This window comes from Methanobrevibacter sp. (genome assembly GCF_030539665.1).
Lineage (GTDB): Archaea > Methanobacteriota > Methanobacteria > Methanobacteriales > Methanobacteriaceae > Methanocatella.
On record NZ_JAUNXR010000006.1, the window covers coordinates 18,484 to 36,136 of the forward strand.

Annotated in this window: 20 protein-coding genes and 1 pseudogene; 10 read left to right on the forward strand and 11 right to left on the reverse strand. The window is 34.6% G+C overall.

Annotated features, from left to right (window positions below; all coding sequences use genetic code 11):
• Window positions 1-32: 32 nt before the first annotated feature.
• Window positions 33-629, forward strand: coding sequence for an Ig-like domain-containing protein (locus tag Q4P18_RS07810; protein ID WP_303337581.1), 597 nt, complete (start codon window positions 33-35; stop codon window positions 627-629).
• An 82-nt stretch (window positions 630-711) separates the two neighbouring features.
• The gene (locus Q4P18_RS07815) at window positions 712-1,068 is read left to right on the forward strand and encodes a hypothetical protein (RefSeq protein ID WP_303337583.1); all 357 of its coding nucleotides are present in this window, start codon (window positions 712-714) and stop codon (window positions 1,066-1,068) included.
• 411 nt (window positions 1,069-1,479) lie between these two features.
• Here the strand turns inward: Q4P18_RS07815 and Q4P18_RS07820 are convergent, their stop codons facing one another.
• The 4 genes and pseudogenes from Q4P18_RS07820 to Q4P18_RS08530 all read right to left on the reverse strand — a co-directional run bounded on the left by Q4P18_RS07820 (window position 1,480) and on the right by Q4P18_RS08530 (window position 4,468).
• The gene (locus Q4P18_RS07820; protein ID WP_303337585.1) at window positions 1,480-1,893 is read right to left on the reverse strand and encodes a hypothetical protein; all 414 of its coding nucleotides are present in this window, start codon (window positions 1,891-1,893) and stop codon (window positions 1,480-1,482) included.
• 80 nt (window positions 1,894-1,973) lie between these two features.
• Window positions 1,974-2,579, reverse strand: coding sequence for a zinc ribbon domain-containing protein (locus Q4P18_RS07825; protein ID WP_303337587.1), 606 nt, complete (start codon window positions 2,577-2,579; stop codon window positions 1,974-1,976).
• Window positions 2,580-2,593: 14 nt separating this feature from the next.
• A complete protein-coding gene (locus Q4P18_RS07830) occupies window positions 2,594-3,139 on the reverse strand; it encodes a hypothetical protein (RefSeq protein ID WP_303337589.1) in 546 nt (181 codons plus the stop codon).
• Between the two features lie 571 nt (window positions 3,140-3,710).
• Window positions 3,711-4,468, reverse strand: a pseudogene (locus tag Q4P18_RS08530) (AAA family ATPase).
• Window positions 4,469-4,535: 67 nt separating this feature from the next.
• On the opposite strand from Q4P18_RS08530, the gene Q4P18_RS07845 reads away from it, so the two are divergent.
• Window positions 4,536-5,999, forward strand: a complete 1,464-nt coding sequence (locus Q4P18_RS07845) for a hypothetical protein (RefSeq protein WP_303337594.1) — start codon at window positions 4,536-4,538, stop codon at window positions 5,997-5,999.
• A gap of 6 nt (window positions 6,000-6,005) precedes the next feature.
• Here the strand turns inward: Q4P18_RS07845 and Q4P18_RS07850 are convergent, their stop codons facing one another.
• Together Q4P18_RS07850 and Q4P18_RS07855 are read right to left on the reverse strand one after the other, a co-directional pair.
• Complete coding sequence (locus Q4P18_RS07850; protein WP_303337596.1) at window positions 6,006-6,839, reverse strand: TIGR02452 family protein; 834 nt, start codon at window positions 6,837-6,839, stop codon at window positions 6,006-6,008.
• A 107-nt stretch (window positions 6,840-6,946) separates the two neighbouring features.
• Entirely contained in the window at window positions 6,947-8,161 is a 1,215-nt protein-coding gene (locus tag Q4P18_RS07855) for a M20 family metallo-hydrolase (protein ID WP_303337598.1), read from the reverse strand.
• 103 nt (window positions 8,162-8,264) lie between these two features.
• On the opposite strand from Q4P18_RS07855, the gene Q4P18_RS07860 reads away from it, so the two are divergent.
• Window positions 8,265-8,936, forward strand: a complete 672-nt coding sequence (locus Q4P18_RS07860; protein ID WP_303337600.1) for a DedA family protein — start codon at window positions 8,265-8,267, stop codon at window positions 8,934-8,936.
• On the opposite strand, the gene Q4P18_RS07865 is transcribed toward Q4P18_RS07860, so the two are convergent.
• Entirely contained in the window at window positions 8,895-9,212 is a 318-nt protein-coding gene (locus tag Q4P18_RS07865; RefSeq protein ID WP_303337602.1) for a multidrug efflux SMR transporter, read from the reverse strand. The genes Q4P18_RS07860 and Q4P18_RS07865 overlap by 42 nt on opposite strands.
• 46 nt (window positions 9,213-9,258) lie before the next feature.
• On the opposite strand from Q4P18_RS07865, the gene Q4P18_RS07870 reads away from it, so the two are divergent.
• The 4 genes from Q4P18_RS07870 (at window position 9,259) to Q4P18_RS07885 (ending at window position 11,900) form a co-directional block, all read left to right on the forward strand.
• A complete protein-coding gene (locus tag Q4P18_RS07870) occupies window positions 9,259-9,552 on the forward strand; it encodes a hypothetical protein (protein WP_303337604.1) in 294 nt (97 codons plus the stop codon).
• Window positions 9,515-9,742: a hypothetical protein gene (locus Q4P18_RS07875; protein ID WP_303337606.1), complete on the forward strand. Its 228-nt coding sequence runs from the start codon at window positions 9,515-9,517 to the stop codon at window positions 9,740-9,742. Before Q4P18_RS07870 ends, Q4P18_RS07875 begins: the two co-directional genes overlap by 38 nt.
• Before the next feature lie 103 nt (window positions 9,743-9,845).
• Window positions 9,846-11,369, forward strand: coding sequence for a SulP family inorganic anion transporter (locus tag Q4P18_RS07880; protein ID WP_303337608.1), 1,524 nt, complete (start codon window positions 9,846-9,848; stop codon window positions 11,367-11,369).
• A gap of 9 nt (window positions 11,370-11,378) precedes the next feature.
• Complete coding sequence (locus tag Q4P18_RS07885) at window positions 11,379-11,900, forward strand: nitroreductase family protein (RefSeq protein WP_303337610.1); 522 nt, start codon at window positions 11,379-11,381, stop codon at window positions 11,898-11,900.
• Here the strand turns inward: Q4P18_RS07885 and Q4P18_RS07890 are convergent.
• The 4 genes from Q4P18_RS07890 to Q4P18_RS07905 are packed head-to-tail and all read right to left on the reverse strand — an operon-like array spanning window position 11,890 to window position 15,949.
• The gene (locus Q4P18_RS07890) at window positions 11,890-12,939 is read right to left on the reverse strand and encodes a hypothetical protein (protein WP_303337612.1); all 1,050 of its coding nucleotides are present in this window, start codon (window positions 12,937-12,939) and stop codon (window positions 11,890-11,892) included. The genes Q4P18_RS07885 and Q4P18_RS07890 overlap by 11 nt on opposite strands.
• Before the next feature lie 5 nt (window positions 12,940-12,944).
• Window positions 12,945-15,005: an AAA family ATPase gene (locus Q4P18_RS07895; protein WP_303337614.1), complete on the reverse strand. Its 2,061-nt coding sequence runs from the start codon at window positions 15,003-15,005 to the stop codon at window positions 12,945-12,947.
• A gap of 9 nt (window positions 15,006-15,014) precedes the next feature.
• A complete protein-coding gene (locus tag Q4P18_RS07900) occupies window positions 15,015-15,554 on the reverse strand; it encodes a glycosyl transferase (protein ID WP_303337616.1) in 540 nt (179 codons plus the stop codon).
• 5 nt (window positions 15,555-15,559) lie between these two features.
• On the reverse strand, window positions 15,560-15,949 hold the full coding sequence (locus tag Q4P18_RS07905; protein WP_303337618.1) for a hypothetical protein: 390 nt from the start codon (window positions 15,947-15,949) through the stop codon (window positions 15,560-15,562).
• Window positions 15,950-16,107: 158 nt separating this feature from the next.
• On the opposite strand from Q4P18_RS07905, the gene Q4P18_RS07910 reads away from it, so the two are divergent.
• Both Q4P18_RS07910 and Q4P18_RS07915 read left to right on the forward strand, forming a co-directional pair.
• Window positions 16,108-16,491, forward strand: coding sequence for a hypothetical protein (locus Q4P18_RS07910; RefSeq protein WP_303337620.1), 384 nt, complete (start codon window positions 16,108-16,110; stop codon window positions 16,489-16,491).
• 263 nt (window positions 16,492-16,754) lie between these two features.
• The gene (locus Q4P18_RS07915; RefSeq protein ID WP_303337622.1) at window positions 16,755-17,645 is read left to right on the forward strand and encodes a hypothetical protein; all 891 of its coding nucleotides are present in this window, start codon (window positions 16,755-16,757) and stop codon (window positions 17,643-17,645) included.
• Window positions 17,646-17,653: the final 8 nt, after the last annotated feature.

Consider the following 17,653-nt stretch of genomic DNA (forward strand, 5'->3'; position numbering starts at 1 on the left):
AAAATACATATATTGTTAACAAGTGATAAACAATGAATTCAAAAAAACTAATTATAATATGTGCTGCCATAATCATCTCCATAGCAGGAGTCTCAAGCGTTCTTATTTTAACACACAACAGTCAGGAAGAAACAGAACTAAGCATTACATCCCCTTCAACAATAGTTATTGGAGATAATGTATCAGTTAAGCTAGCCGCCGAAAACGGAACATCAATAGCAAACCAAACAATAAACATCAGCCTCATATCTCCCGACGGCAAGAAAATAACTGTAAATGCAGTTACAGATGATGAAGGAATCGCCAGCTATGGAATTTCAGACATTTCAGCGGGAAACTACACTCTGGAATGCCTGTTTGAGGGAAATGACGAATACAAGGAATCAAATGCAACCTCTCCATTGGAAGTGAAGGAAATGGTGGTTGAAAAACATGTGACAAAATCATCAGACTCAGAAGATTCAAATTCCTGCCATCATGGATATCCAAGCATATATGAATGCCCTACATGTTACAATAAAAAGGTAGCTAGCGAATGGGCCTATTTTGATCCTTCCACTGCTGAAACTCCAGAACAGGCACAATTCATTAAAGACCACAATGCAATAATAGATGCTGCCAGGAAATGATGGCAGTTTAGGGAGCATTGATTCCTGTTCCTTCTTTTTTTAATCAATAATTTTAAAATAAGATAATAACAAAATTATAATCATGAACAATAAACAATTGATTGTAATAGTAATTGCAATAATCGCTGCAGGCTGCATTGTTGCAGGAGCAATTTATTTTTCAAATTCCAATAGCGAGCCTACAAATATGACTATTGCAAATAATACCACCAATATTACTGAAAATGAATCTGGAGAAATTGATAAAACAGTTGAATCCACTTCAAATAAACAAAATAGCCAAGATGATGCTGTGGAGTGGGCGCATAAGAACCAAATTGATGGAAAAAGTCGTTATCAATCAGACAGGGCTGACGAATCCATTAGGCAAACACAAAATGACCCATCACACGGAGGGCCGGGATCAGGCCATTGTCCCGCATGTGACCCTTATGCATAGCCAATTAATTTTAGTGGTTCTTTGATTATGAAATTTCTACTAAAATTTATCTTTTTTTGATTAAGCAAAATTTCCAATTATTTAATAATATAAGTTTATTTATGTTTACACTAAAGACATCTAAAAAAACAAATAAATAAAATTTGAGTGAGGAAGTATTTTTACTTCCTCAGATATTTCACTATTTTTATGATGAGTTCAGTAACAATTATGGTTGCTGAGACATCATTTAAGTTTTTCATGTTTATTTATGTTTACATGAAAGGCACTGAAAAATGCCTAACACTTCTGTCTTCCTTATAATAGTTTGTTTGCTCAATTCTCCTTTTACAAATTAGTTTAATTCTTTAAATGATATATTCTAAAAATCTAAAGACATCCAAAACTATTTTATTTCCTGTAAACCATTTTTCAATTGAAAATCAATCTCCCATTTACCCATTCTGTGTCAAAATAGCTGTCGTCACTGGATTGGGTGACTATGAGGGAGTAGTATTCTCCACTGTAGTTTCCTATCCACATTCCCCATGGCCTATAGAATTCAGCATGCATGTATTCCACTTCCTTAGAATGAGGATTGTTCATTGAAGAGTTATGGATTGTTATTTCAGCCCATCTTCCTTGGCTGTCAGTTATTTCAAAGGATGTGGTGTTGTCTTCAGTTTCCTGATTTTCACATTGAAATCCTGTTATATTGAATTGGATGTGTCCGTCATCAGTTATGTTGATTGTGGAAACATCTTCAAATGCCATGCTTTGGCTTATGGACAATGCAAATGTCATCATGAGAATGCACAGCGCCAAATGATTTCTGTCAAACTTCATATTGTCACCATATTAAGTTAAAGATATTTATCATTATATTTAATTTATTTGATTATATCATGAAAAGGTAAAGTTAACCCTCAAATAAGACCTTTCATGATTCCTTCATCGCTGGCTGAAAGGTCAACAAGCTTTCCACTCCTCATGAATACGAAATGGTACCATACCGGAGGCTCTAGATCATCGACAAAGTAATATCCCGGCCTGCTATTTATTGTCCTGTTTTCTATTTCAAATCCTGAATCTTCAAGATAGATGTCAAGATAGCCGGAACTCATTGATGCTCCGCTTTCAAGCTTGCCTACAAGGATTCTCAAAGTATCGTTGCCTTTTCTGAAGTATTTGATGTATACGTCAACAGTATTGTCTTCCTCTCCCAATACCTTGGTCCTGTTTGACGAATATTCCTCATATCCCTTAGGAACATTGAATATCAGCCCTCCAAGAGAGGTTGTGTTTTGTGTTTCAGGAACTGTAGTGTTGTTTGCAGGTGCAGTGACGTTTGCAGGAGCTTCCGTATCTTCAGAACCCATTGCAATTGCCAGAATGATGATAATGCCTGCAATGACTGCTGCCGCTGCAACATATTTTCTTTTGGGTAATTGCCTTTTGAATCTGTGGCCGCATTTTCTGCAGTATCTAGCCCCATCCACATTTTCCTTTCCGCATTTTGGACAGTATACCATATTTACCCTCTTTTTTACCAGTCACCGTATGCCTCGTATTCTTCCCAGTCCTCAATGTCGTCATATGGATCCATATCATAGTAGACATTTCTTTGACTTTCCCTGTAGCCTTCAAGTGCCTTTGTCAACTTTCCATAAAATGCATCGATTGATATGGATGGCATTGCTGAAGTAGCTATGATTTCTTCAATTTCGGGAGTCATGCTTGTTCCCTTCCACATTATGCAATATATTGAATCTCCTGTTGGGAAGTATGCCCTTGACCATTGGCCGTTGTACTTGATGTATTTGACCGGATGGCCAGCAATTGTCAGATTGTCTTCAATTACAGTAGGGTTTTCAGCTATGAATCCATAGTTGGCTTCTAGTATCTCGTCTACTGCCGCCAGAGTGAAGCTTCCTGATTCATATGAATATGTCATGAATTTTCCGTTCTCATATTCTAGAGGAATTTTAAAGTCATGACCCTTCAGGGATATTTCCTTCCAGTGGGAACTGTCTGTTGCAGCCACTGTAGAAATCATCAGAAATGCAACAAGTATTATCAGTATTCTTTTCATGATATCATTTCTAGTTTTTTGGATTTTTTCTTGAAGTAAAATGCATTACACATTTTAACCACAATATTATATTACAATTGAAACATTATAAAATTTTTGGTGAAGAAATCCCATGAGTTTTTGGAAAAATCATTAAAAATTTAGTTCGTTAAACTGTACTATTACGAAGTAGAAAACAATCATCAAAATATGGCCGAAATAACTATGGCAAAACATAGTTATTTCTATCACTACATATATATCGTACTAACTCATTTTTATATTTTTTCCAAGTTTTGAATTTCGACTGAAAAATCATTAAATTTACACTTGAAATGATACTATAATACTTTTTGCAATAAAAAGTAATAAAAAGTAATATTGTAGACATTATACTACAAATCTATTTCATGTAAATAATGGTTAGGTATTTATTATGTAAAGTATATTAATAGAAAATATTAATTAATAGAATTATTACAATATATTGAAAGTATATTGATACAATAAACATAAGACTTATATTTGTTATGCTAGTGGTAATATTTAATAAGTTATAATATAATCTATACTTCTAATATACCTATCATACTTATTTAAGAACTCCTATTGGTAATACTTTTATGCCATCTTTACGAGTATATGCAACTGGACCCCCATTTACAATAGCTAAAAAACTTGGTTCCCTCATACCTTTTTCTTTAATAGCTTCTTTTAATTTAATAAGATTTTTTGCACCCTTTTCTTCTTCAGATGAACCTAGCTTAAAATCAATTAAAGCATAACTTCCATCCCTTAAATGAATAACACAATCAACTTCTAGATTATTCCTATCTCCATAATATGAAATTTTACCATCATATAATGAAGTATAAACACTTAAATCACGAATACATATGTTTTCAAAAATAAAGCCAAAAGTATTTAAATTTGATACTTTGCCATTTGATTCATTACTTTCATATAAACTCATAGGTCTCATCATTGAACGAATTATTCTACCTGTTCCACTATGCATTATCTTGTTTTCATCAACAGAAGTGGAACTGTTAATATGTATAATCCATCTCCTTCTGATTTATCAACACTAATTCGAACAGCATCCCATATGACTGGAGCAATCTGCCATTCATCAATCAATCTTGGTTTTTCTCCATTTAAAAGAGCAGATGGTTTAACCTCAGCTAATCTAAGATAAGCATTCCTCTCATCAGGATTATGTAATTCTAAAATACTATTGGCATGTCTTGAAGCAGTTGTGGTTTTTCCGCACCATTTTGGTCCAACTATTAAAACAGCACCTTCAGTTTGCAACCAACCAATAAAAAATCCATGATTAAATACAATCACTTTTTAATAATAAATTTATACTTTAAACATAATAATATTAATAAGGAGTATTGTTTGAGGGAGAATAATGAAAATTATCTTTAAGGATTTTAAAATAAAGGAAGGGAGAATTGATTTTAAAATTGAAGGCGATGATTTAGACGGATCAGAGATATATTTTGACCTGTCTGAGGATATAATCCCTTCCAACGATTCCATTGCATATTCCATAGCTACTCTTGCAGGAGAGAAGTATGATAAGATGATTATTGAAGATTTGACTGTTTCACCAAGCGTCAAAAAGAATATTGAGGAATATGCATCAGCTACAGTTACTGTTGAAATAGGTGAAGAGGCCCCTAAAAAGGAGAAGGAGAATTTTACTCTTAATTTCAGCGGAGGCTTTGACAGTCTGGCCACCTATACTCTAATGCCTGAGAATACGGAACTTGTATATCTGGAATTTGGCGGTGATTTTGAACGTGAAGTAAAATTCTTTAAAAGATTCAATCCTTACAGGGTTAAAACCAATCTTGTTACAGAGGGATTCAATAGAAACACTGAGGAATTTATGGGAATTGGAACACTGTTGTACTCAGACTATTTGAATACAGGATATACTGTCTTTGGAACCATTATGAAACCTAACTATATGTTTTATGTCAAAAATCCCAATTCAGATGAAAACCTGTATGAGGCTCCATTTAATTACCATGGTATTAAAACTGTCAAATATGCTCAGGCCTTGACAGAAATTGGAACTGCAATGGTCGTTTCCCACCATTTTCCCGAACTTGTGGAGGATTCATTCGAATCCCTTGCTCCGGTAGGAAGCGAAAAATACTTCAGAAAGGGTTTGATTTTAGATACTGTCAATAAAAAATTCAACAGAAATCTCAATATCTCTCCGGATTTCTCCCATGTCAAATATAAGATGAAATGGGGCCGTTCATTGAATGCTGATTTCATAAGTTTATATTTAATAAAAAATGGATGTTTGGATTATCTTAATAAACTTTATTTGCATATTCCTAAGGAAGCTATTGAATTTGTAGATGATCTGGATTTGAATTTGTATGAAAGGGTCAATACTACTTTTATGGAAAAGACATTTCCTTCAAAGGATGCATTGTCCAAATATCTAACCAAACTGAACGAAGCCGGCGTCATCCCGTTTACTGAAAAGGACTATGATGAATTTCGTAAGGTTGCTGACTTTTTAGACAAGTATCATTACATCTATGCACATCCAAAGAATGAAGTAACTACTGATAATCCTTACCTTGAAGGGTACATTAACCTTAATAAGAGCTATCTGGACCTCAACAACAGTTATTCGGAACTTAATAACAAGAATATGGCTCTAAAAAAAGAACATAATGCCTTGAGGAAAAACTATTCAGATCTCCATAAGGAGTTTATTGAATTCAAGAAGGATCATTATCAGGGCATAAAGAACTATGAAAATGAAATTGAAAACCTGAACAACATTATTGACTCCTATCGTTCCAGGAGGGTTGTCAAGTTTGCAAATTCGTTTAAAAGAAGTTGAATATTTTTAATTAAATACTCTTCTAAATGTGTCCAGATTTCTAGTGTCCCTGGTTCCAGCTATTGCTATTTCTATTACTTCGAAATCGTTTTTGAATTCTTCAATGACTTCCTTAAATGCGTTTGCAACAACTTTTGGAGGATTTTTAAAGGCTCCGCAGCCGAAGGCACCTACAATCAACACTTCTATTCCTGTTTCCTTGGCTATTGAGAATATTTGTCTGATTCTTGACTTTTGAATGTTGAACAATCCATAATCGGATATTTCTATTTGATGATTGCCGCTGTCTGGATTGTACTTGTTGCTTGGGTCTTTTCTAAGGTTTGGTGCCGCCGCGCTGATTACATCCACCTTATACCATTCATTTTCATCCAGCATCTGTGGATTTGAGGTGTCTGACTTGAATACGACAACGTCTGGAGTGTAAATGCAGTCGTCACCATACAATACGTCTATTTCACCGTCTTTTATTTGCTGTCTGTGTTTTTCATGATATTCCTTTTCCGTGTTTTTTAGTGGGATGTATAGTGTGCTGCATCTGCAAAGTGCTTCTTCCTGAGCTCTTGAACCTCCAAACACCCCACCTCCAGGATTTGTGTATGATGCAAAGTTCAGAACACCTACATGTTTGTTCTTGTATTTTGAAGCTGCCTCGAATGTTCTTTTTCTGGAGATTATTGTTTTGGCTGGCCTGCCATATCTTGCTGGTGTATCGTTAAATGTGTAGTCTATCACTTTCTGTTTTTCTATTGAATTGTCGATTGCCTCTCTGAGTTTTCTGTTTATGAAACATTGGTTAATTGTATCTTCAAATATTTTAACGTTATCGTGTCTTGACATGAAATTCACTCCTTATGCATAAAATATATACAACGACATTAATAAGCTTTTCTGGTGTTTTTGGAAGTTGATGATATATATGGAGCAATTGAAAAACATTGTTTTTATTAATTTTCAAAAATTGCAGCCAATGTGATCGCATCCCTTATCATGTTTTCAATTACGCAGTACTCATTTGGCTGATGGGCCAGGCTGTCCAATGTACTCCATACAGCACAGTCAATCCCATGCCTTCTCAAATCCCCCGCCACAGTTCCACCGCCGATTCCTATAAGCTCAGTTTCCTGACCATGCGACTTCATGATTGCATCTGACAACATTTGAACTATAGGGGAATCCTCAGGTGTCTGCGGACTTTCTGATTGCTGTGGAATGGAATAGTCTATTGAAACATCATACTCATCTTCAATATCCTCAACAATTCCATCAACCTCCCTTAAAACCTCCTTATTTGTGTAGACGGGGATTATTCTGCAGTCCATGCAGATTGTATCCTCCCCTGGAATTATGTTAATGCTATCAACATTTGAATCATGTTTTGTTGGCTGTAAGGTGCTGTAGTCGGGCTTGAACAATGGATCTGTCCTATTGAACCTGTTTTCCAGTTGATGAATTCTCAAAACAAGGTCGCTTGCTGCAAGACAGGCGTTGCTTCCAGTATCAGGCCTTGATCCATGTGCCTGTTTTCCATGAACATCAAACTTAAGCCACAATATGTTCTTTTCAGCTATTTCAATTGTTTCTCCCCTGCTGTCACCACCATCAGGAATTATCACCAAATCATCACTTTTAAAAAGATCTGTATTTTCAGCAAGCCAGATGCAGCCGTATTGACTTCCATTTTCCTCATCAGCAACAAACAGTAGCTTAATGTTATATTCTGGAACTATCTCATTTTCAACAAAATACAGTGCTGCAAATGCTGCAGATATCAGGCCCTGCTGGTTGTCCTCACATCCCCTTCCGTAGAGCTTTCCATCCTTTCTAGTACATTTCCAAGGATTGGTATCCCATAATGACAAATCGCCAACTGGAACAACATCCATATGGGCCATTATCCATATGTTCTGCTGACTTTTTCCAGGAACGGTTACTGCAATGCTTGGCCTTACCCCAGAACTCACCCTCTTGTCCGGTGCCCCATACAGTTCAATGTCTTCAAAACCTGCATTTTCAAGCCATTCTAGAAGAGCTTTTGCCTTTTCGGACTCACCGTCACCTCCACTTTCAGGAGCGATAGCCGGAATTGATGTCAAAAGTTCCTGGAGCTCAACCATTCTATCCTCATTGTTTACCATGAATTCCCTAATGTCCGCTAACATGAAATAATTTATAGTTATCCGAATACTTATATTTTCTATTTCGTGTGTAAAATGTACTTAACTATTATAAATAAAATGACTAATAAAGATTAGGGAGATTAATATGCTTGAATACTTAATAGAACTTGTCAATATGTTTTTCCTACATTACGGCGCCATAGGAGTGTTTGTAGCCACACTGATAGGATCAATAATTGCACCGGTTCCATCAACATTGATTGTAGTTACTGGGGGATTTTTCATGCTAAAGGCAGATCCAATAAACCTACACTCATTAGGAAAGCTATTATTCAACATTTCAATACCTGTAGGCCTTGGAATAACAATAGGGTCCACAATAATATATTCATTATGCTATTATATTGGAAAACCCTTCGTTGACAGATACGGAAGGTATATTGGCCTAAACTGGGATGAAATAGAAAAATTCGAAAGTGGAGTTTCCAATTTGAAAAGAGATTATCTATATATCTATCTCACTCGAGTAATCCCCGTAATTCCGAATATGGTAATAAGCGTATTTTGCGGAATAATGAGATACAATCCAAGAAAATTCCTGATTACCACATTTCTTGGAGGAGTTACAAGAGCATTGATACTTGGATTTATCGGATGGGAATTTGGAACCCTTTCCAAAGACATTTCAGGACATATGACCACAGTAGAACATCTTCTGATTGTCCTTATAATCATGGCCATTGCAGGATATCTCGTTTATAGAAGAAGAAACGAATCAGCTAACGAGCTTAAGGCCAACAATACCAATAACAATTAAGCTTATGAACAGGATTCTTAAAAAAGAAGTGGATTCCCCCAGAAACAACATGCCCACTACAATAACTCCAACAGCCCCAATTGCAGTCCAGCATGCATATGCGGTTCCTGTAGGAATGGATTTGAAAGAGAATGACAGAAAAAGCAAGCTTAAAATCATTGCAACAATTGTCAAAACAACATACTCGATCTTTTTAAAGTTGTCGGAGAATTTAAGGGCCAATACCCAAACCATCTCAAAAAATCCTGCAATAACAAGACAAATCCATGAATTCATAGTAAATATTATATGCAAAATCATATTTATTAATTAAGGTGACAATATGAGTTTAGAAATTAAGGAGCTTGAAAAAGAGGATATTGAACAGTTTAAAAATGACATTCAGCATGCCTTTCAAAAGGGAGCAACCGACTTCTATGGGAAAATCGACGTTGAAATTCTCCCAGAATCACATATAGACCAATCATTAAATGATGAAAGAAGCCATGCCTACAAGGCTGTTTTAGATGGTGAACTTGTAGGTGGAGCCATTGTACTGATAGATGAGAATACTCAGCACAACCACCTTGATTTCCTTTATGTCAACAGCAACGCATCTGGAAAAACCCGTTTCTGATGTAAAAGATAATAGCACAACCAATACTACAAACGCAATCAACAATACTGATGTTCCTGCAGCTGGTGAACCACCAATGAAATCACCTGCAAAACCGGCGGTTGAGACCCATTTGGAAAAAACTGGTCTTCCTATTGTTGCATTAGTATTAGTAGTTTTGGCAGCTGTTGGTTTATATAGAAGAGACTAATCTTCTATAAAATTTCCTTTTTTGGCAAATTCCTAATAGAGGATTTCATGATTTTTTCAAAGCAATAAAATTTAATATGAATCGTCAATAAATAATATAAACAATGTCTTATTTTGATCAATTTAAAAATGCCAACATCAAATTGGAGATCCTTTCAGGTCTTACAGTGGCATTGGCTTTGATGCCTGAGTGCATAGCATTTGCAATTGTAGCTCATGTAAATCCATTAACTGGAATATACACTGCAGCCATCATCTGCTTTATCACTGCATTGATTGGCGGTAGGCCAGGACTTATTTCAGGAGCCGCTGGGAGTGTAGCTGTCGTCAGCGTTGCTCTGGTTGTTCAGTACGGTATAGAATATCTGTTTTTGGCTGCAATTTTAATGGGAATAATAGAGATTCTCATCGGCGTTTTTAAGTTGGCCAAATTCATTCGTCTGGTTCCAAGACCTGTTGTCTACGGTTTTCTGAACGGTCTTGCAATTCTTATTTTCATATCCCAGTTCGAACAGCTTAAAACACCTTCAGGAGCATGGATCAGTGGAATGCCATTGGCCATAATGATCGTCTTTATAGTCTTAAGCATGCTGATTGTTTACCTGTTTCCCAAGATTTCAAAAAAGGTTCCATCTGCATTGATGGCCATTTTGGGAGTTTCAATCATCAGCTCTGTTTTCGGCATCTCAACAAAAACCCTTGGAGACATTGCATCAATTTCAGGTGGACTTCCTGTTTTCCATATACCTCAAGTTCCATTGACTTTTGAAGCGTTTATGATAGTTTTACCATATGCAATACTCATGGCAGCAGTAGGACTCATCGAGACATTGCTTACAGTAAACGTAGTGGATGAAATGACAAACAGCAGAGGTAAGGCAAACCGTGAAAGTGTAGCTCAGGGAATTGCAAACTTCGTATGCGGATTCTTCCAGGGAATGGGAGGCTGTGCAATGGTAGGTCAGACAATGATAAACCTGAACTCCGGTGCAAGAACAAGAATAAGCGGAATAACTGGAGGAATAGTAATATTTCTAATCATACTCTTTGCAGCACCTCTGGTTGAAAAGATACCTATAGCCGCTCTCGTGGGAGTAATGTTTATGGTGGCAATAACAACATTCGAATGGGCCAGCCTCCATCTGCTTAAAAACGTTCCAAGAGTGGATCAGGCAGTAATGATAATAGTGACAATAATTACGGTAGTGATGAATAATCTGGCTATTGCAGTAATAATAGGAGTCTGCATAAGCGCCCTTGCGTTTGCATGGGAAGCTGCAAAAAGAGTCCAGATAATATACTCCTTTGACGAGAAAAACAATACGGAATACTATGAAATAAGAGGACCCCTATTCTTTGCAGGAACAACAGAATTCAAGGATGCCTTCAACTATGATACAAAGGCAGAAACTGTCGTGATTAACTTTCTGGCATCAAGACTCGTGGATCAGTCTGCATTGGCAGCAGTAAATGATGTTACAAAAAGATTTGACCAGAATGGAGTGAAAGTCCTGTTGAGTCATTTAAGTCCAGACTGCATTGAACTGCTTAAAGACGTAAGTGAATTTGTGGAAGTTGATATTCTAAAAGACCCATATTACAAAATACCATCAGATGAACTTGATTAAGGTGAAAAAATGAATACTCTAGAAACAATGTACAAAAGAAGAAGCATAAGAGAATATGAAGATGAAGATATAAGTGAAGAAAAGCTGGATAAAATCATACAGGCAGCACTCCTCGCACCTACAAGCAGAAACAGGAACCCATGTGAATTCTACGTAGTTAAAAACAGGGAAATCTTAAATGAATTGAGTGAAAGCAAGGCTGCAGGATCACAGTTTCTGAAAAATGCAAATGTAGGAATAGTTGTTCTTGGAGATACCGAAAAAGCAGACACATGGATTGAGGACTCATCAATCGCATTGACCTACATGCACCTCATGGCGGCTGGCGAAGACATTGGAAGCTGCTGGATACAGATACACATGAGAAAGGATGTTGAAGGCAGAGATGCGGAGGAAAACGTTCGTGAAATACTTGATGTTGGAGAAAACTACCGCATCGTAGGAATAATGGCTTTGGGCGTGCCAGCTATTCAAAGAGAAGGTAAAACAAAAGAAGATTTGGATTACAGCAAAGTAAAGGTTATTGATTAAGTAATCCAGCTATTTCCTTTAACCTTTTTTCTATTTCTTCCCAATTTTGATTTAAATCGAGAGTTTTGATATATATGTTATGATTGTTTATTCTATATTGATAATCAATATCTTTCCCCAGTGAAGCATATAACAACATTCCTTGAATTTCACCTTCAAAATCACTATTTGATATATAATTGGTGATTTGATAAAGGTTTGACGAGTTTATTTTCTCGATTTCATGAAAATTACTAAAAATGGACTTGTAGAACTTTGTATCTATTATTAATTGGCTATCATTCGTTTCCAGCACAATATCTGTTCTCATGTTGGGCAAATACTCCAAACCAACATTATTGAATTCATCATCAATATTCCACTTAATATGAGGTTTATGAACCCTAATATCGTTTAGCTCCCTTTTATAAAAATTATATACAAACTCTTCGAACAGATTAGCCAATTCCTTTTCAAAGCTCTGAATAAAATCTTTAAAAGCAATCTTTCCATCTATATTGTCGTTAGGGAGTTTGTAAAGAAAAATAAGCTCACATATTGTTATTGCAACATTATAATATTTATTATTCCTATTCCAGTTTAATGACTTGAAAATTTGTTTGTTTAATTCAATATTGGATACATTAATGAAAAAAGGTCTGAATTTCTTTAATTGCTTTTTATATTTTTTATTTAAGTCCCTTATTCTTAAAAGGGAATCAATAGTAGCTTTAATGATCTGATTAAATGGCACATCCTCAGCAAATTCATCAAATTCACAATTGAGAGAGTGGTTTAGTAATGTTTGACGTTTAATTGAATCTGAAAGATTTATCTTTCCCTTTACGCCTTTAATGTCATCATTCACTTGAATATAATCCTTATAAAATCCCCTTTTTATTAAAGTATTCACTATATTTATCAGAATGCGTGATAATAAGTCATAAATGTTATTAAAGTCAACTGATTCTTTGAAGATAGTTTCGTTTATCTTTAATCTTTTATATGCATAGCTTAACATATAATAGATGTTTTGAATAGGGATTTCAGATTCAATCATTGTTCTCAAATGTCATTTAGGAATTCAATTTCTTTTTCTGCCTTTTCCAAGTCATCAAACCAATATTCCTTTATGATTGGAGCTATTTCAAAGTTAATAATTGATTTATACCATTCTTCATCAAAATTGCCATGTCCTAAAAAGAAACTATGGCCAATTTTAAACCCTGAACCCAAATCTTCATCATCAGCTATTTTTTCGTTCAGAAGACTGAATTTTTCAATAATCTTTGATGCTAGAACATTGGACAATCCCCTATGAAGCAATTCGTTTTTTAAGATATCTCCATTTTCACTGTCGTTTTCAAATAACGGGCTGATTGTATAGAAGACAAATCTTCTTCTCAATGCATAATCTATCATTGCAAGGCTTCTGTCAGCAGTATTCATCATTCCAATTATATAAACGTTTTCAGGAACATAGAATTTCTCTTTTCCATAGGTTAAATTAATGGCAAAGTCCTCTCCTCTCTTATCCTCTTCAATTAGCATCATTAGTTCACCGAAGATTTTGCTGATATTTCCCCTGTTTATTTCATCGATGATAAAATAATAATCGTTGTCTGGATCTTTGGATGCCTTTTTACAGAACTTATAAAACACTCCGTTTTCCAGTTTAAATCCATCTTTAGTTGGCTTGAATCCCTGAATGAAGTCTTCATAGGAATAGCTCTGGTGGAATTGGACAAATTCAACCCTTTCCTCATTTTTATCCCCTATCAGAGAATATGCCAATCTTTTAGCAATGAATGTTTTTCCAACACCTGGAGCTCCTTGAAGTATTAGATTTTTCTTGCGCTGAAGCAAACCAACCAGTTCATCATAAGAATCCTCTAGAAATATTGCCTCATCTAAAAACTGTTCCTTTGTATAGATATCGGAAACTTTAGGAAGATCTATTTTTTCAAGAAGCTTATGTCCATATGTGTTTGTAATGTTGGTTAATGTCTTAATGGGAAGAGTTATTTCAGAGTCCCATTCTCCGACCTTTAACCATTTTACATTTCTTAAATTAGCATAATTGTCATAGTCTTCGAAAATTTCGGAGTATCTGTAATTGGATGTAATCTTTCCGACTCCCAAAATTTTACTGTTTCCCTTCTTTATGATAACGATGTCTCCTATTTTCATTTCTTTTGAAAATTCATAAATTGCATTTTTATCTGAATGGGAAGCCTTTCCAAAGACTTTCTTTAATTCCTTATGTATCTCGTCTTTTGATGAAAATGCATTTAGGTTTCCTAATGCTCCCCAACCTACTGCAATTACATTATTTTCTAAAAATTCTTCCCATAGTTTTGCCTGTTCGCCGGGAGATAGGATCCAAATTTGATTCTTATTGGTAGGATTTTCCTTTGGAAGCTTGCCGAATTGTTTTTCAAAGGCTATATAGAACTCATAGGATGTCAAATATGTGTTCCTGATAATTGAAATCAATTGACCTTCATTATAATAATAGGAATGTGTTGAGCTTATATCAAATTGATTCAAGACGTAATTTTTCCATTCCTCAGAATGAATTGTGGTGAACTTATCGGGAAATATCATGTGGAAATATTTATGAATCCACACATATGTTGATTTCAAATCAACATTCTTTAAAATATTGTTCAATTTATTTTCAAGAATATCATAATCCTTTATTGAATTCAAGGAAGATTTTTCAATTGTATCACAACAATCAACCAATGCATCAACAATCTTTCTTCCATATTCTATTGCTTCATTTTCCAATAATTCTCTTTTGTTTTTTGGAGATTTTCCGGAAGTCCATTTATTGTATTTGCTTTTGAATAAACAGTATTTAAAAGAACTTCCTCCAGAAACACTTCCAAATCTCGAATATTCCTTATCAAATTCCAATGCATAGCAAAGATTGTCTGAATCGTTATCATGTAAAAAAACATATTCCAATAATTCTCCATCATCTAAATTTCTTAAAATATCAGGAGAATATTTTTTCTGAAATTTATAGTACTTATCATCAATTGTTTCCCTATTAACAAAATGAATATTGTTTTCTTCAATATTTTTGGAAATTTTTTCGGCAGCCTTTGAATATTGCATTTAAACCACCTATTTGTTTTGCAAATCATCAACCATCTTTTGATATTTTTTATTTTGAAGGTCCAGATTTATCATGCTGGTTTTATTTGTTTTTCTTATTTCTTCTATTGTTTTGTTCAGTTCTTCAATTGACTTATCCTGCTTTTCGATGATTCTGTCCTTCTGTTCAATCAGGCCGTCATATGTTTTTGCTATTTTTCTCAACTGAAGTTCCAGGTTTTCTGTTGTTTCCTTTATCTGTTCCCTATAGTCGTTTATAAGTTCTCTTAAGTATTTTACCTGTTCCTGTTTGTCGTCAATTATTGCTTCCTTTTCTTTGATTTTCTCTGCCAAATCATCCAGTTCCTTGATTTTTGCCTTTTCGTTGCTGACTTCATTGTTTAGCTTGATTTCCATCAGTTCGTTTTCATGCTTTAGCTTTGTTATGTATCTTGAGTATTTGGCTATCTTCTCTTCCTTTTCAGCCAGTTCCATGTTCAGTTCGTCTATTTCCCCTTCCCTTAAGTCAAGCAGGTCCTTTAAGTCACGAAAGCTTGTTTTCTTTCCCATGATATTCACTTTTTAACTTTGTTTACGAATCTGTGTGATGATTTTTTCATCTGTTTGACTTCTTCCTTTTTAGGGCATTTGTACTCTTCCAGATACAATATGAGGTGGTTTAAATTTTGGGAGTAGTTTTTCTGTTTTCCTTCAACGAGGCCTCTGAAATGTGCTCCAAATCCTCCAGTTCCACCTATATTTACGATTATTTTCTCTGAGGATGGCATTTTATCGAAGAAACGTTCGAACTCTATTGTTTCGAATATTGGAGCTCTGTAATGAAAGGCCATTACCTTGTTTGTTCCTTCCCTTAATGTTACGTATTTCTGGTCTATTTCTACAGATTGACTTTTGTCAGAGACTTTTGTAAACTTGATTTTTGAACCTATATCTGAACTTACCATTGTTATCACTTTATCTATATTTGTAACTTTTGTATAATAAATTTTTAATATATAATTTAATCTCCTTTTTTATACAACAATACTATCAATTTATATACTTAAACCACCATATTATTTATTATAGTTTTAAAACTATAATTAAAAAAAGGAGATAGATCATGAAAAAAAGTTACATTTTAATTGCATTACTTGTAGCTATCGTATCTCTTGGTGCAGTTTGTGCAGACGATCCTGCTGAAGGAACCGATGCACCTGAAGCTGGCGACGATGTTGCTGTAGATGGCGGCGACGTTGCAGGCGACAATGCAGATGATGATTCTGAAGCTGCTGACGATACCAATGACACTGCAGATGACAAAAACACTACAGATGTTCCGTCTGCCGGTGAAAACGCTACTGGCAATGAAACCAATTCAACCAACATTACAGCTAATGTAACCGGTACCAATGCAACTGCAAACAGCATGCTTGAAACTGGTCTTCCAGTTGTTGCTTTAGTATTAGTTGTTCTCGCTGCTGTAGGATTATACAGAAGAGACTAATTATAGAAGATGACTAATCTTTTATAATTCCTTTTCTTTTTTTTCTTATTTTTTAAATTGCACTCACTCTGAAATATTTACTTCATTCTTAAAAATTTACTTGAATTAAACTTATTTATATGGCTTTAAACTTTTATTAAGCCAGGTAAATTTCTTATTTTTACTTAAACAAAGTTTATATATTCTTTTCTATAAAATATGAATATAAAAATGAGGAATTCCTTTTTTTCTTTAAATAAAATAAACTAATGATGGAGAAAAAAATGAATGCACAATATGAAATCAAATCACGTATAGACAAAGATATAGATAAACGATTTAAATATCAATGTTTAGAGGATTTTAACTGTTTGTTTGAAATAATGAAAAAGAATGACAGAATTAAAGAATTCATACGAACAGAATACCACTCCGGAGGAGAACTTAGAAGGGGTGATGTGGCAGCATTATCAATAAACGATGAAACATTAAGCATGGAATGCGAATCAAGCAAACCAAACAAAAGATCGGTGAATAAACAGGCAAGATATTGCATGAACATATATGAAGATAGGGAAATGCCTGTAAAACCCATAATGTTTGTAACAAAATCCTATGAGGAAGAAGCCTATAGGGTAGACTGGTCAACAAACGGACCTTACTCAGAATCCCTAATATACTCGTTTAAGGATATCGATGGAGACAAACAGCTGAAAATAGTGAAAGAAAAACTGGACAAAGGCAAAAGATTTAACAGATATGATATTGTTTTTCTAATTTGGGCACCATATACCAGATACAGCATATCTAAAAAGAAAATGTTATTGGAAATAAGCAATATCTTGAATAATGCGAATTTAAATCAAGAGACAAGAATGCAATTAAAGGCATTTCACAAGGAAGATTGCATAAGACTTCTAAAAAAAGAAGATCAAGAGGAAGTTTGGAAAGTGATAGAAATGATAACTCCCGAAGGAACAAAAATAGTAGAAGAAATAATAAACGAAGGAAAAATAAAAGGAATTAAAGAAGGAATGAAAAAAGGAATAAAAGAAGGGAAAAGAGAAGGAAAAATAGAAACAATCAAACATTTATTAAAAATAAACGAAAAAACAGTAGCAAAAAAACTAATGAAAGAAATGAACATAACAGAAGAAGAAATAAACAAAACATAAACTCCCCA